This is a genomic window from Halorhodospira halophila, from assembly GCF_016653405.1.
Classification (GTDB): Bacteria; Pseudomonadota; Gammaproteobacteria; order Nitrococcales; family Halorhodospiraceae; genus Halorhodospira; species Halorhodospira halophila_A.
This window is the reverse complement of sequence record NZ_NHSN01000021.1, coordinates 45,785-61,004: the sequence shown is the minus strand read 5'-3', so window position 1 is coordinate 61,004 and position 15,220 is coordinate 45,785. Positions and strand designations below refer to the sequence as shown.

Annotated in this window: 12 protein-coding genes; 10 read left to right on the top strand and 2 right to left on the bottom strand. The window is 66.5% G+C overall.

What is annotated here, in order from left to right; all coding sequences use genetic code 11:
- The first annotated feature begins 2 nt into the window (after positions 1-2).
- The 10 genes from bchB (at position 3) to CCR79_RS08765 (ending at position 12,873) form a co-directional block, all read left to right on the top strand.
- Positions 3-1,583 (top strand): ferredoxin:protochlorophyllide reductase (ATP-dependent) subunit B, encoded by a 1,581-nt coding sequence (gene bchB, locus CCR79_RS08810; protein ID WP_201171054.1) that lies wholly within the window; start codon positions 3-5, stop codon positions 1,581-1,583.
- Positions 1,558-5,310 carry a magnesium chelatase subunit H gene (locus CCR79_RS08805; protein ID WP_201171051.1) on the top strand — a complete coding sequence of 1,251 codons (3,753 nt, stop codon included), beginning with the start codon at positions 1,558-1,560 and terminating at the stop codon, positions 5,308-5,310. Before bchB ends, CCR79_RS08805 begins: the two co-directional genes overlap by 26 nt.
- Complete coding sequence (gene bchL / locus CCR79_RS08800; RefSeq protein WP_201171042.1) at positions 5,307-6,212, top strand: ferredoxin:protochlorophyllide reductase (ATP-dependent) iron-sulfur ATP-binding protein; 906 nt, start codon at positions 5,307-5,309, stop codon at positions 6,210-6,212. Before CCR79_RS08805 ends, bchL begins: the two co-directional genes overlap by 4 nt.
- Positions 6,212-6,916 carry a magnesium protoporphyrin IX methyltransferase gene (gene bchM, locus CCR79_RS08795; RefSeq protein ID WP_201171040.1) on the top strand — a complete coding sequence of 235 codons (705 nt, stop codon included), beginning with the start codon at positions 6,212-6,214 and terminating at the stop codon, positions 6,914-6,916. The genes bchL and bchM overlap by 1 nt, the downstream gene beginning before the upstream one ends.
- Positions 6,913-8,340, top strand: a complete 1,428-nt coding sequence (locus tag CCR79_RS08790) for a BCD family MFS transporter (RefSeq protein WP_201171038.1) — start codon at positions 6,913-6,915, stop codon at positions 8,338-8,340. The genes bchM and CCR79_RS08790 overlap by 4 nt, the downstream gene beginning before the upstream one ends.
- 121 nt (positions 8,341-8,461) lie before the next feature.
- Entirely contained in the window at positions 8,462-9,298 is an 837-nt protein-coding gene (puhA, locus tag CCR79_RS08785; RefSeq protein ID WP_201171035.1) for a photosynthetic reaction center subunit H, read from the top strand.
- A complete protein-coding gene (puhB, locus tag CCR79_RS08780; protein ID WP_201171032.1) occupies positions 9,295-9,933 on the top strand; it encodes a photosynthetic complex putative assembly protein PuhB in 639 nt (212 codons plus the stop codon). Before puhA ends, puhB begins: the two co-directional genes overlap by 4 nt.
- Before the next feature lie 40 nt (positions 9,934-9,973).
- Positions 9,974-10,459, top strand: coding sequence for a photosynthetic complex assembly protein PuhC (gene puhC, locus CCR79_RS08775; RefSeq protein ID WP_201171030.1), 486 nt, complete (start codon positions 9,974-9,976; stop codon positions 10,457-10,459).
- Positions 10,459-11,283 carry a putative photosynthetic complex assembly protein PuhE gene (puhE, locus tag CCR79_RS08770; RefSeq protein WP_201171028.1) on the top strand — a complete coding sequence of 275 codons (825 nt, stop codon included), beginning with the start codon at positions 10,459-10,461 and terminating at the stop codon, positions 11,281-11,283. The genes puhC and puhE overlap by 1 nt, the downstream gene beginning before the upstream one ends.
- A gap of 9 nt (positions 11,284-11,292) precedes the next feature.
- A complete protein-coding gene (locus CCR79_RS08765; protein ID WP_201171026.1) occupies positions 11,293-12,873 on the top strand; it encodes an alpha/beta hydrolase in 1,581 nt (526 codons plus the stop codon).
- Between the two features lie 22 nt (positions 12,874-12,895).
- Here CCR79_RS08765 and bchJ read toward each other — a convergent pair whose 3' ends face one another.
- Together bchJ and bchE are read right to left on the bottom strand one after the other, a co-directional pair.
- Complete coding sequence (gene bchJ, locus CCR79_RS08760; RefSeq protein ID WP_201171023.1) at positions 12,896-13,504, bottom strand: bacteriochlorophyll 4-vinyl reductase; 609 nt, start codon at positions 13,502-13,504, stop codon at positions 12,896-12,898.
- 10 nt (positions 13,505-13,514) lie between these two features.
- The gene (bchE, locus tag CCR79_RS08755; RefSeq protein ID WP_201171021.1) at positions 13,515-15,191 is read right to left on the bottom strand and encodes a magnesium-protoporphyrin IX monomethyl ester anaerobic oxidative cyclase; all 1,677 of its coding nucleotides are present in this window, start codon (positions 15,189-15,191) and stop codon (positions 13,515-13,517) included.
- Between the last annotated feature and the right edge of the window lie 29 nt (positions 15,192-15,220).

Sequence of the window (15,220 nt, the reverse complement as noted above, 5' to 3'; positions counted from 1 at the left end):
GGATGCAGCTGACGCTCTGGAGTTATGAAGGCCCTCCCCACGTCGGCGCGATGCGGATCGCGGCGTCGATGAAGGGGGTCCACTGCGTCCTCCACGCTCCTCAGGGTGACACCTACGCCGATCTGCTATTCACCATGATCGAGCGCCGCCCCGGGCGTCCGCCGGTGAGCTATACCACCTTCAATGCGCGGCACCTGGGCCGGGATACCGCCGAGTTGGTGCGCGAGACGGTGACCGCTGCCTACCGGCGCTATCGGCCGGAAGCGCTGTTGGTCGGCGATTCCTGCACGGCGGAGCTGCTGCAGGATCAGCCCGGGGATCTGGCACGCGGCATGGACCTGCCGGTCCCGGTGATCGGGCTGGAGCTGTCGGCATACTCACGCAAGGAGGGGTACGGCGCCAGCGAGGCCTTCTACCAGCTGGTTCGCGGACTGCTCGAGGGCGACAGTGGAGGCGCCGCTGCACAACCGGATACGGCGCGTGCCCCGCGCGCCAATCTGCTCGGTCCCACGTCGCTTGGTTTCCGCTGCCGGGATGACGTGCAGGAGGTTGCCCGGCTGCTCGAATCGGTCGGTGTCGAGGTCAACGTGGTTGCTCCGCTCGGGGCTAGCCCAGATGACCTGCGCCGCATCCCCGAGGCCGATTTCAACGTCTGCCTCTATCCCGAGGTGGCGCGCACGACCTGCGACTGGCTGCAGCGCCGTTTCGGGCAGCCGACCGTCACTACGGTGCCCCTTGGCCTGGGCGCTACCCGCGATTTTCTGGCCGAGGTCGGGCGGGTGACCGGCCTGGACGTCAGCGAGGTGCTGGCCGAAACCGATGCGCGCATGGCCTGGTACAGCCGCTCGGTCGATTCCAACTACCTGACCGGAAAGCGGGTGTTTATCTTTGGTGACGGTACGCACGCCGTCGCCGCGGCGCGTATCGCCAGCGAGGAGCTCGGCTTTCAGGTCGTCGGACTGGGGACCTACGCCCGCGAAGAGGCGCGGGAGGTGCGTCGGGCCGCCAAGGCCTACGGGGTCGAGCCGCTGATCACCGACGACTACTTGGAGGTGGAGCGTGCCGCGGCCGAGGCCAGCCCGGAGCTGGTGCTCGGCACGCAGATGGAGCGGCACATCGCCAAGCGCCTGGGACTGCCGTGCGCGGTGATCTCGGCACCGGTGCACGTACAGGATTTCCCGGCGCGCTATGCGCCGAACATGGGCCTGGAAGGGGCCAACGTCATCTTTGACACCTGGGTCCACCCGCTGATGATGGGCCTGGAAGAGCATCTGCTCGGGATGTTCAAGGAAGACTTCGAGTTCACGGCTGACGCACCGTCCCACTTGGAAGCCGGCGCAGCGCCGGCTTCGGGCGGGGCGGCTCGGGAAGAGGGACAGACCGAGACGACGGCTGCCGTCGCCGAGTCGGAGCAAGGCGCTGAGATACGCTGGACGCCGGAGGCCGAAGCCGAACTCAAAAAGATCCCGTTCTTCGTGCGGGGCAAGGCCCGGCGCAACACCGAGCGCTTCGCCGCCGACCGAGGCATTGCGACAATAACAGTGGAGACAATTTACGATGCCAAAGCCCACTTCAGTCGCTGACCCGACGCCGGTGCGCGTCGCCATCATCACGCTGGACAGCCACATGGCGGGCGCCGTGGAGCGCGCGCGACCGGCCCTGCAACGCGATATCCCGGGTCTCGAGCTCAGCTACCACGCCGCCTCGGACTGGAACAACAACCCCGCGGCGCTGGAGCGCGCGCGGGAGCGGATCGCCTCGGCGGACATCATCGTCGCCACCATGCTGTTCATGGAGGAGCACATCGAGCCCGTGCGCGAGGACCTCGAGGCGCGCCGGGACGACTGCGACGCGCTGGTTGGCATCATGTCCGCCGGCGAGGTGATGAAGCTCACGCGGATGGGCAAGTTCACCATGGACGGCAGCTCCCGTGGGCCCATGTCCCTGCTCAAGAAGTTGCGCGGGAAGAAGGGCAAGGCAGAGCAGCAGGATGACGACGACGACAGCAGCTCGGGGGAGAAGCAGGCTGCGATGCTGCGCCGCATCCCTCGGATCCTGCGCTTCATCCCGGGCACGGCGCAGGATGTCCGGGCCTACTTCCTGACCTGGCAGTATTTTCTGGCCAGTTCCGACGAGAACGTCGAGAACATGGTCCGTTTCCTCGTCAATCGGTACGCGGCGGGCCCGCGCAGCGGCCTGCGCGGAAAGCTGGAGGTGCAGGACCCCATCGAGTATCCCGATGTCGGCGTCTACCACCCGCGCATGGAGCGGCGCATTGGCGACAGCCCGGCCCATCTTCCGGAGCCGGAGGGTGGCGCCTCGCGCGGGACGGTCGGACTGCTGCTGATGCGCTCGTACGTACTGGCCGGTGATTCGGCGCATTACGACGGCGTCATCGAGGCCCTGGAGAGCCGCGGTTATCGGGTCATCCCGGCCTTCGCGAGCGGCCTCGACAACCGTCCGGCTGTCGAGCGGTTCTTCATGGCGGACGGCCGCGCCTGTGTCGATGCGGTGATCTCGCTGACGAGTTTCTCGTTGGTGGGGGGGCCGGCCTACAACAACTCCGGCGCCGCCGAGCGGCTGCTGCGCAAGCTCGACGTGCCCTATCTCAACGCCCAGGCGCTGGAGTTCCAGTCCCTGGAGCAGTGGGAAGGTTCCGATCGCGGCCTTACCCCGGTAGAGACCACCATGATGGTGGCCATCCCCGAGCTTGATGGTGCCACTGGACCGGTGGTCTTCGGTGGCCGTGCGGCGATCCCTGGGGCCGACGGTGTCTGCCGCATGGAGGCCCACCCCGAGCGGGCCGCGATGCTGGCCTCCCGGGTCGATCGGCTGATCCGCCTGCGGCGTAGCCCACGCAGCGACCGCAAGCTGAGCATCGTCATCTTCAGCTTCCCGCCGGAGGCCGGCGCCCTGGGCTCGGCGGCATACCTGTCGGTATTCGCATCCCTCTACAACACCCTGGTGGAACTCGATGATGCCGGCTATCGGGTCGATCTGCCCGAGTCCGTGGACGATCTGCGCGATCGCATCATCAAGGGCAACGCCGGCAGCTATGGGGCCCACGCCAACGTCCACCACCGGGTGACGGTGGACGACTATGTTGCCCGCGAGCCCTATCTCAAGGAGATCGAGGAGCAGTGGGGACCAGCTCCGGGCAAGGCGCAGAGTGACGGACAATCCATCCACGTCCTCGGCGCGCAGTTCGGCAACGTCTTCGTGGGCGTGCAGCCGGGCTTTGGTTACGAGGGCGACCCGATGCGGCTGCTCTTCGAGAAGGGGCTGACACCGACCCACGCCATGTCGGCGTTCTACCGGTACATCCGAGAGGATTTTGGGGCGGACGCGGTGCTGCACTTCGGCACCCACGGTGCCCTGGAGTTCATGCCGGGCAAGCAGTGCGGCATGAGCGCAGGTTGCTGGCCCGATCGGCTGATCGGCGATCTCCCCAATTACTACCTCTACGCGGCGAACAACCCCTCCGAGGGGTCCATCGCCAAGCGGCGCTCTGCCGCCACGCTGATCAGCTATCTGACCCCGCCGGTGGGCAAGGCGGGCCTGTACAAGGGGCTGCTTGAGCTCAAGGCTTCCGTGGAGCGCTACCGCTCTGCGCCGCCGGACAACGTGGAAGAGCGCACCGAGCTGGCCCGCCTGATCCAGGCCCAGGCCGCCGAGGTGGATCTGGCCGAACTTGAGCCCGAGTGGGCCGAGGAGGAAGCGGAGCGGCGCATTGCGCAGCTCAGCGAGGACATCCTCGAGATGGAGTACACCCTCATCCCCGAGGGGCTCCATGTGGTGGGTCAGCCCCCGTCCCGCGAGGGCCGGGTCGACCAGCTGGTGACCATGGCGGAGACCACCCACGGTGTGACCGTGGAGCGGGCCTGTGTCGAGGCACTGGTTGACGGCTGTTCGCCACGGGAGGCGCTGGCCCGGGCCGAGAACGATGACCCGGAGGTCACCGAAGAGGTTCTGGAAGGACTGGCCGACACGGCACGGAAGTTGGGGGATAACCAGGAGCTGCAGGGCATCGTCCACGCCCTGGATGCCCGGTTCGTGCCGCCGGTCTCGGGTGGTGACCTGCTGCGTAGCCCGCAGATCCTGCCTACCGGGCGGAACATGCACGGCTTCGACCCCTACCGCCTGCCCAGCGCCTTCGCCGTCCAGGACGGCGCACGGCAGGCCGAGCGGCTGCTCGAGAAGCACCGCGAGGAGGGCCAGGAGCTGCCCGATTCCATCGCTATGGTCCTCTGGGGGACGGACAACCTGAAGAGCGAGGGAGCCCCCATCGGTCAGGCCCTCCACCTGATCGGTGCCCGGCCGCGTTTCGACAGTTACGGTAAGCTCGCCGGGGCGCAGCTCATCCCGCTCGAGGAGCTAGGTCGCAAGCGCATCGACGTGGTGATCACCCTCTCTGGGATCTTCCGCGACCTGCTGCCCCTGCAGACCCGGGTGTTGGCCGAGGCAGCGTACCTGGCTGCGTCCGCCGAGGACGAGCCGCCGGAGATGAACCCGATCCGCCGCAACGCCCTGGCGTATCAGGAGCAGCACGGGTGCGATTTCGAAACCGCCGCGCTGCGGGTGTTCTCCAACGCGGACGGGGCCTACGGCTCCAATGTCGGCTCGATGATCGACCAGGGCGCCTGGGAAAACGAGGACGAACTGGCGGATACCTATACCCGGCGCAAGTGCTACGCGTACGGGCGCAGCGGTGAACCGAAGCGCCAGGAGGAGCTGCTCGGCAGCATGCTCTCCGGGGTTGAGCTGACCTACCAGAACCTGGAGTCGGTGGAACTCGGCGTGACCACGGTCGATCACTACTTCGACACCCTCGGGGGCATCAGTCGCGCGGTCGCGCGCTCCCGCGGAGGTGAGCACGTGCCGGTCTACATCGGCGACCAGACCCGGGGGGAGGGCAAGGTGCGGACCCTCTCCGACCAGGTGGCGCTGGAGACCCGCACCCGGATGCTCAACCCGAAGTGGTACGAGGGGCTGCTGGAGCACGGCTATGAGGGGGTGCACCAGATCGAGGTCCACCTGACCAACACCATGGGCTGGTCGGCGACCACCGGCCAGGTACAGCCCTGGGTGTATCAGCAGTTTACCCAGACCTTCATGCTCGACGACGAGATGCGCGAGCGCATGGCGCAGCTCAACCCGGCGGCGTCGGCCAAGCTGGCGAACCGGCTGCTGGAGGCCCACGAGCGCAACTACTGGAACCCCGATGAGGAGACGCTCGAGGCCCTGCGCCGGGCCGGGGACGAGCTCGAGGACTACTACGAGGGCGTCAACGAGGAGGAGCAGGCCGCATGAGCAATGGCTCGGTGCCGGTGTCCGGGATCGGAGGCCGAGGCGATGGCGAGGGGAGCTCGCAGGTCCACATGGAATCCACCGGCGGCATGGACCGGGCCAAGGTCTTCGCTGTCTATGGCAAGGGCGGGATCGGCAAGAGTACGACCTCTTCCAACCTTGCCGTCGCCTTCAGCCAGCTGGGCAAGCGCGTGCTGCAGATTGGCTGCGACCCCAAGCACGACTCGACCTTCACGCTCACCAAGCGTCTGGTGCCAACGGTGATCGACAGCCTCGAAGAGGTGGACTTCCACATGGAGGAGCTCCGCCCCGAGGACTATGTCTACGAAGGCTACAACGGCGTGCTCTGTGTGGAGGCCGGTGGCCCGCCGGCCGGAACCGGGTGCGGCGGTTACGTCGTGGGGCAGACGGTCAAGCTGCTCAAGCAGCACCACCTGCTGGAAGAGACCGATGTGGTCATCTTCGACGTGCTCGGCGACGTGGTCTGTGGCGGGTTCGCGGCGCCTTTACAGCACGCGGACCAGGCGCTGATTGTCACCGCCAACGACTTCGACTCGATCTTCGCCATGAACCGGATCGCCGGTGCCATCCAGGCCAAGGCAAAGAATTACAAGGTGCGCCTCGGCGGGGTGATCGCCAATCGCAGCGAGCGGACCGATCAGATTGACCGGATCAACGAGCGCATCGGGCTGCGTACCCTGGCGCACGTGCCGAACTACGACGTGGTGCGGCGCAGCCGTCTTCACAAGGCCACGCTGTTCGAACTCGACGAGCAGTCCGATGAACTCGACCGCGTGCGCGACGAATACCTCAGCCTGGCGGCTGCGCTGTGGAATGGCGTCGATCCGTTGAACCCCGCGCCGTTGAAGGATCGCGAGGTCTTCGATCTGCTGGGGTTCGACTGATGCCTACGGAGTCGTATCAACAACGGCGCAGCCGGGTCACCACCTACTTCGACCGAACGGCCACCAAGGCCTGGGAGCGGCTGACCTCGGATGCCCCGGTCAGCGGTGTCCGGGCCACGGTGCGCGCCGGTCGGGCCGAGATGCGGCAGACGCTGCTCGACTGGCTTCCGGCCGATCTCACCGGTGAACGAATCCTGGATGCCGGGTGCGGCCCCGGTGAACTGAGTGTCGAGGCTGCGCGCCGGGGCGCCCATGTGGTTGGTGTCGACGTCTCGCAAAACCTGATCGATATCGCCCATCAACGGATGCCGGATGACGTGGGTGCCGGACGGTTGGCGTACCACGTCGGCGACATGCTCGATCCGGACTGGGGAGAGTTTGATCGGGTCGTGTCGATGGATGTGCTCATCCACTACCCCTGCGCGGACGCCGTGGCGGCGCTGGCGGGCCTGGCCAGGCGTACACGACAGCAGATGGTGTTCACCTTCGCGCCCCGCACGCCGCTTCTGGCGACCATGCACGCCGTCGGCAAGCTCTTCCCGCGGGGCGATCGCTCTCCGGCGATTGAGCCGGTTGCCGAGCGCCGGCTGCGCCAGGCCATTGGCAACGAGCCGACCCTGGGTAGCGCCTGGCAAGTCGGTCGGACACGCAAGATCGCACGGGGGTTCTACATTTCTCAGGCGTTGGAGCTGCAGCGACCATGACGGATACCGCGTCTCTTCTCAAGGCGCGCCTGCGCCGCCTGGCCGTCCCCTTCGCCGATGTCGGGACCCGGGAACTGCCCATGACGCAGATCCTGCGTCTGTCCCTATTCCAGGTCACTGTGGGCATGCTCTACGTCATGTTCACGGGGACGCTCAATCGCGTGATGATCTACGAGCTGGGCATTGCAGCCTCCCTGCTCGGCGCGGTCATCGCCCTGCCGATCCTGTTCGCACCGCTGCGCCTGCTGATCGGGCACCGCTCGGACCACCGGCGGTCGGCGCTGGGGTGGCGGCGGGTGCCGTACCTCTGGATCGGCACGCTGCTGATGTTTGGCGGCCTGGCGGTGATGCCGTTCGGGCTTCTGGTCCAGGCCGAGTACGGCGCCGATGCGCCCTTCCTGGCATCCCTGGGTGCGGCGCTGGCGTTCTTCCTGGCCGGCCTCGGTGTCCACGTCACCCAGACGACCGGCCTGGCCCTGACCAACGACCTTGCGCCGGAGGGAAAACTGCCGCAGGTGGTCGGCGTGATGTACGTCATGCTGCTGCTCGGCATGGTCATCTCCACCGGTGTGTTCTATCTGCTGCTCTCTGACTTTAGCCACGAGCGCCTGGTGCAGGTGCTCCAGGGGGCCGCTCTGGTGGTCTGGGCGCTCAATGTGTTCGCGCTCTGGCGCCAGGAGCCACGGGATCCCGAGCGCAGCCGCGTCGATCGACCGCGTCCACCGTTAAGCGAGTCGTGGCAAAGTTTCGTAGAGAGGGGGCCGGTGGTTCGCCTCCTGGTGGTCATCGGTATCGGTGCCGCCGGTTTCGGGATGCAGGACATCATCATCGAGCCCTACGGGGCCTCAGTCCTGGGCCTGGAGGTCGCCGGTACCACGCTGCTGACCGGCTTGTGGGCGATTGGCATGCTCATCGGCTTCTGGTTCGCCAAGATGGCCCTTGAGCGCGGGATCAACGCCTACGGTGTGGCGACCATCGGTGCCCTGGTTGGCGTGCTGGCGTTTTCGCTGGTGATCGTCTCGGCACCCCTCGACTCGCCGACGGTCTTCAGGATCGGGCAGGTCGTGATCGGGGTCGGAGGGGCCCTGTTCTACGTCGGGACGCTCGCCGCAACGATGTCGATGGCGACGCGCGAGCAGAGCGGGATCGCCATCGGTGCATGGGGTGCAGTGCAGGCAACCGTGCTCGGTGCCGCACTGGCTGCTGGTGCCGGGATCTCGGATCTGGTCCCGGCGTTGGCGGAAGCCGGCCGGATGCCGGAGTTGTATCTGCACCCGGCGGCAGGGTACAGCGTGGTCTACTCGGTGGAGGTCGTGCTGCTGCTCGCCATGGTCGTCGCGGCGTGGCCGCTGGCGCGGTTTGCAAGAGAGGGGGGGAGGAGCGTATCGCCGTCGACAGCAACGTCCAACGAGTCGGGTTACTAGCGACTGCGGTCGCACACGGGCCCTTGGCGCGCCCAGCGTGGCAGGGTTAGGCAAACGTCATCGTCGTCTCGTACAGGCCACGCCGTTCAATCGGTAAGGCCCTTTCGAGTGGAGGTTCGTTATGGAAGGAACTGGCGCTCTTACTGACTACATGAACGTAGCTCAGATGACGCTCTACGCGTTCTGGCTCTTTCTGGCCGGCTTGATCGTCTATCTGCGGATGGAGGACAAGCGCGAGGGGTATCCGCTGCAGGCGGAAGCCAACGAAAACTGCAACCGGACCCCGGAGAAGAAGCTCGGCTTCCCGGCTCCGCCGAGTCCCAAGGTCTTCAAGCTCGCGGACGGCCGCAGCATCCAGGTGCCGCGCGCCGAGAAGACCGACTATGAACTCAACACCCAGCTGCGTGCGGAGCCGACCGCGCCTTGGGACGGTGCGCCCCTGGAGCCGACCGGCAACCCGATGGTTGATGGCCTCGGTCCCGCCGCGTGGGCCAAGCGTGAGGACGAGCCGGAGGTCACCCACGGCGGCAAGCAGAAGATCTGCCCGCTGCGGGTTGCCACCGAGTTCGAGGTGGGCATGAGCCGCGATGTCGCCCGCTTCTGGCCGGCGATTGACCCCGATCCGCGTGGCTACCAGGTGCTTGGTTGCGACGGCAAGGTCGCCGGTAAGATCGTGGATATCTGGGTCGATCGTGGCGAGCTGCGCCCGATGTACCTGGAGATGGACCTCTCCGGCGTGGGTTCCAGCGGCGACCGAGTCCTGCTGCCGATCAACTTCGCCCGCGTCGGCTACGACAGCAAGGTGCGCGTCAACGCCATCACGGGGCAGCAGTTCACCGATGTCCCGCGGCTGCGTGAGGCGGATCGCATCTCGCCGCAGGAAGAGGACTTCATCACCGGGTACTTCGGCGGTGGTGTCCTGTACGCGGTGCCTGGCCGCACGGAGCCGTTCCTTTGAGGACGCACGAGTTCGAACCCATCCCGGGGCTCCCCGAGGAGCTCCCGGATGGGGAAGAGATCCTGTGGCAGGGAAAGCCCGCTTGGTGGTCGCTCGCCAAGCGGGCGCTTCATGTCCGCAAGGTTGCCGCCTACTTCGTCATCGTCGGCGCGTGGTTCGCCACGGATGCGCTGCTCCAGGGCGAAGGGGTGGTGGCCGCGGGCGGCTACGCCCTGAACCAGTTGCTCATCGGTGCGGTTGCGGTGGGCTGTCTTCTGGTGCTGGGTCGGTGGATGGCCACCACCACGCTCTACACCATCACCAACCGGCGTTTGGTCATGCGCATCGGTGCATCGCTGCCCACGACGGTCAATCTGCCGTTTGACCGGATCGAGGCAGCGAACCTGGCCCAGCACAGGGACGGCACGAGTGACGTCTCCCTGCGGCTGGATGAGGGCGAGAAGGTCCGTTTTCTGCTATTTTGGCCCCACGTTCGGCCCTGGCGGCTGAGCCCCCCCGAGCCGACCCTCCGGGTTATCCCGGATGGCGACGAGGCGGCGCGGATTCTGGCCGAGGCGCTGGAGGCCCACCGGGCACGGGAAGAGGGTACGCAGACCGCCTCCGGGGTCGATCAGGAAGCCGCCGCGCACTCCTGAGTGCGGCGGCATTGACCTTCGCCGGAGAGACGATCTGACCATGGCTTCTTCCGACAACGACGAGCATCTTAAGGCAGGACCGATCTCCAAGGTCATTATGCCGGTGACCGCCTTGGGGCTCATCCTGATGTTGACCGTCTACGTGCTTTACACCGAGTTGGTCCTCGGCACGACCGGGACGGATTTTCAGCCCCCGGTGGCTGAGCGTGCGCTGTCGTTCCACGATGTGGATGGCGAGATCGTCGTCCGTGATGGCCGCACCGGCGAGGAGCTGGCGAGGGCTGGCGAGGGCGAGGAGTCGTTTATGCGCCAGACGGTTCGGCAGCTGGCTCAGTTCCGGGTGCGGACCGGCGGTAGTGACGAGGTCCCGTTCATCCTCAAGGGGCGCGCGGACGGACGGCTCATCCTCGAGGATCCGGTCACCGGGCAGGGGGTCGATTTGGCCGCGTTCGGTGAGGACAACGCCGGCGCCTTCGTCCGTTTCCTGGACACTGAGGACGACGAGAACGGCGTCGAGGGGCCGTAATGGTCGAGTACCTGCTGCCAGCGCTCTTCGCGCTGTTCCTCTGGTGGTTCAGCACCGGCGTGGTGATCTACCTGGACAACCTCCCGGTGCATACCTTCCGCTGGAGCATGCTAGGCGGCACCGTCGGGCTCGGGATGGGGCTCTACGGGGTGGCCGTTAGCAGCACCGACACCTCGGTTGGCGGTGCCTACATCGCCTTTACCAGCGCCTTGCTGATCTGGGCGTGGGTGGAGCTGAGCTACTACACCAATTACCTCACCGGGCCACGGCAGATCCGTTGCCCGCCGGACTGCTCGGGCTGGCGTCACTTCGGTCATGCGCTGCAGAGCAACGTCTACCACGAATTGGCCATCCTAGTGCTCGGCGTCGTGCTGGCGATCCTGACCTGGGGGGACGGCAATCTGGTGGCGCTGTGGACCTTCCTGGTGCTGGCCTGGATGCACGAGAGCGCGCGGGTGAACGTCTTCCTCGGGGTGCGCAATCTCAACGAGGAGTTCGTGCCGGAGCACATGCAGTTCCTGCGCGGTTTCATGCGGCGGCGCCCGATGAACCTGTTTTTCCCGTTCTCGGTGAGTGTCTCTACCGTTGCGCTGGTGCTTCTGGTTCAGGCCGCCATGGCCCCGGGGGTTGATGCGTTCACCGCCGTGGGGCTGACGCTGGTGGCGACTCTGATGGCGCTAGCCATCCTAGAACACTGGTTCCTGGTCATCCCCATGCCCACCGCCTTCCTTTGGCATTGGGGCCTCAAGGCGCGCAACCGGGGCACGCGGGAAGTGGCTGCCAAGCCGGCCGACGCGGACGCCTCCTCCTCCTCCTCGGGGTGACCGCCGAAGATGGCTGGCAGTGGACGCTTTGCGCGGTGGGATCTGGGGCTGGCACTGGCTGCGCTGATCGCTATCGGCGTGGCGCTCCATCAACTTTTCGGCGACGAGGTCGGCATTGAGCGCGAGGTGCTGACCATCGCTGATACACCAGCTACGATCTATCGGCCGGAAGCCGGTCAACCGGGGCCGGTCGTGCTTGTCTCCCACGGGTTTGCCGGCTCGCGCCCCCTCATGGATCCCTTCGCCCTGACGCTGGCCGGCAACGGCTATACCGTGGTCAGTTTTGACTACCTCGGCCACGGTCGGAATCCACGCCCGTTGCACGGTGACATCACCGCACAGGATGGCGCAGCTCAGGCGCTGGTGGAGCAGACGGAGCGGGTGGCCGACTACGCTCGGGCGGAATTGATGGGCGAGGCTGAGCCCATGGCCGTCCTTGGCCACTCCATGGCGTCGAACATCATCGTACGGTTCGCGCAGCAGCGGGACGATGTGGTGGCCACGGTGGGGGTGTCCATGTTTGCGCCGACCGTGGATGCCGAGACCCCGGCCAACGTAATGAGTGTGGTTGGGGGGTTCGAGCGTCGTCTGCAGGAGGAGGGTCAACGCGTGGTGGCGATGGCCTTTGCCGAGCTCGAGCCCGAGGACGTGGAGTTCGGGCGGACCTACGGCGACTTCGGCGACGGCACTGCGCGGCGCATTGCGGTGGCGCCGGGGGTCGAGCACGTGGGTGTGCTGTACAGTCAGGTCAGCCTGAAGGAGGCGGTGGCCTGGCTGGATCAGGCGTTCGAGCGCGACAGCGACGGTTGGGTGGCGGCCCGCGGGCCGTGGGTGGCCCTCCTGCTGGCGGCGGTGATCGCCCTGGCGCGGCCGGCTGCGCGCCTGCTGCCGCGGGTGGCCGTGGTCGGGCAGGGAGCGGGTGCCGGATGGCGGCGTTTGGCCGTTGTTGCCGGTGTCCCGGCGCTGGCGACGCCACTGGTGCTCGCGCCGGTGCCTACCGACTTCCTGCCGGTGGTGATCGGCGACTACGTTGCTATCCATTTCGGGGTTTACGGGCTGCTGAGTATGGTCCTGCTGTGGTGGACCGCGGGGCGGCCCGGCGTGCGGGATATCGCCGCCGCCGTCGGCGTGTCCGGACGCACCGGGGGGCGCTGGCTGCTCGGCGCTGCTGCGGTCACCGCCTACTGCCTGGTCATCCTTGGTGCGGTGCTCGATCAGTTCGTGACCGTTTTCTATCCCTCCATCGAGCGGCTGCCGCTGATGCTAGCGATGGTGGCCGGCACGCTGCCGTACTTCCTCGCCGATGAGTGGCTGAGCCGGGGGCAGGGGATGCGCCGCGGCGCCTACGCCGCCACCAAGGTGCTCTTCCTGGTCTCGCTGGGACTGGCGGTGGCACTCGATCCGCAAGGGCTGTTCTTCTTGCTGCTCATCGTCCCGGTGGTGGTGGTCTTCTTCGCGGTCTACGGGCTGTTCAGTCGGTGGGTCTACCGGCACACGGGGCATCCGCTGGTGGCCGGCTTGGCCAACGCGGTGGCGTTCGCCTGGGCGCTCGGAGTGACCTTCCCCATGTTGGGCGGTCCGGCCGGCTGATATCGCGGCGGGCGGAGAGAAGTCAGCGGTAGCGCAGCTCGAAGACGCAGCGTTCGTCACCAGCGGCCGCGCAACGGGTCTCGCGGATGGTGGAGTCGCCGTGGACGAGCGACCGGAACAGGTGCTCAAAGGCGGCGGCATGCCAGTGGCAAACCGGCCCTTCGGCCCGCTCGCCGGCGATGACCGGGTTGTGGGCCAGCTCCAGCAAGCAGGGTCGGCCCTTGCGAATGGTCAGCTGTCCGGAGCCGACAAACGTCCAGGCGTGCTGCGAGATGGCCTTGAGCAGCATTGGTCCGGCCAGGACCGGCGGCAGAAACCGCAGCAGGGCCCGGATCGGGGCGGGGATGCGGTTGTTCAGGACGTACTCCCCGGTCCGCTCGCCCGCCTCGCGCATCACCCGCGCGCCCCGGTCGGCGCCGAGTTCGCGTCGTACGCACTGGTGGAGTGCGGCGACCGTTGACTCCGGAACCATCGCCTCTGGGGGATGCTCGAGCCAGTCGGATAGCCCAGCGGCGTCAAAGCACCGCCGGGCGGTATCCTCGTCTTCGAGGGCGGACAACGCCGCCGCAACCTGAAGGATCGCGTTCGGCCCGATGCGGGCCTCTTCATGTTGCCCGGTCGCTGCGTCCACTCTGGAACCCTCAGACTTCGTCGGTCTCAGCCGCCTTCTGCTGCTTGTCCTTGCCGGGGACTCCGTCCCGGTGGACCTGCACGGTGGCTTCCGCCGGGGTGCGTTCCGTCTCCGTGCCCGCCTTGTGAGACCGGGCAGCCTTGATTTCTTCTTTGGATGCGTGCTCCTCGTACTCCGCCCGCTGTGCCTCGGAAAGGGTCCGCGATTTGTCGAAGTTCTTCTCGATGTTCTCGCTGACCTTCTTCCGGGTTTGCGGACCCCAGTAGCCATGCTTACCCAGGTCGTAGAACTTGCGCTGGAAGCCAGCCTTGAGGAAGGCCTTGAGGCAGCCGAAGAGATACTTGCGCCGGTCACCGGTCCCCGCCCACGGGTAGGAGAACAGCGCCTTGCGCATGTAGAAGCGCCGGTAGTTGCTCATCGTGCGATCGAGCAACTCGCCGCGGTCCATGGCCTGCGGCTTGATGATCGGCGTCACGAAGTTGTACTTCTCGAAGTCGTACACCTCCACGGTGTCCTTGAGCTCGCGGAACAGGTCCGAGAACGGCCAGGGGGTGTACATGGCCCAGTTGGCCAGGTCCGGCTTCCAGTCCTGGGCCATCTGGTAGGTCTCTTCGAGCGTCTCGGCGGTTTCGTTCTCGAGACCAACGATGAACTGAGCCTCGACCACGATCCCGGCGTTGCGCAGGAGTTCGATCGCCTTCTTGTTCTGGGCGACGGTGGTCTCCTTGTTGAACCGGTCCAGCTTGAGCTGCGCGGCTGCCTCTGTGCCCAGCGAGACGTGGATCAGGCCGGCCTTGCGGTAGAAGGGCAGGAGTTCCTCGTCGCGCAGCACGTCGGTGACACGGGTGTTAATGCCCCAGAGGATGCCGCGTTCCGGGAGTCCGCGGTCGATCAGCTCCTGACAGAACTCGATGAACTTCTTGCGGTTGATGGTCGGCTCTTCGTCGGCAAGGATGAAGAATCCGACGTCGTGCTCGTCGGCAAGCTTCTCGATCTCGTCCACGACCTTCTTCGGATCGCGGATCCGGTAGTCGCGCCAGAACTTCCACTGCGAGCAGAACGAGCAGGTGAACGGGCAGCCCCGCGCCATGTTGGGGATGGCGACTCGGGTGTTGAGCGGGATGTAGGTGTACTTCTCCCACTCCAGGATGCCCCAGTCCGGCTCGATGCTGTCGAGGTCCTTGATGGTCGGCGCCGCCGGCGTGGCGACGATCTGTTCGCCGTCGCGGTAAGCGATCCCGAGGATGGACTCGCGCTCATCGGGCCAGCGCCCCTCGTCAACCGCGCGAGCGAGGTTGACCATGATCTCCTCACCCTCGCCACGGACCACGGCGTCAATCCAGGGCGCCTCGCTGAGGACCTGCTTGTACATGAAGGTCGGGTGGATACCGCCGATGAGGGTGACGACCTCGGGGTCAACCTCCTTGGCGATCTCCAGGCTTCGCTCGGCGACGTAGATCGAAGGCGTGATCGCCGTCGTCGCCACGATGTCCGGTTTTTCCTTCTCCAGCTCCTCGCGGATGTACTCGTCGGAGAAGTTGTTGGTCATCGCGTCGATGAACCGAATGTTGTCGTAGCCGGCGCGCTTGAGATGGCCGGCCAGGTAGGCGACCCATGCCGGGGGCCAGTTGCCCGCGATTTCCGCACCGCCCGAAGAGTAGTTGGGATGGATAAAGACGATACGCATGGGTCGAGCCTCCGCGACTGCCTTGGTAA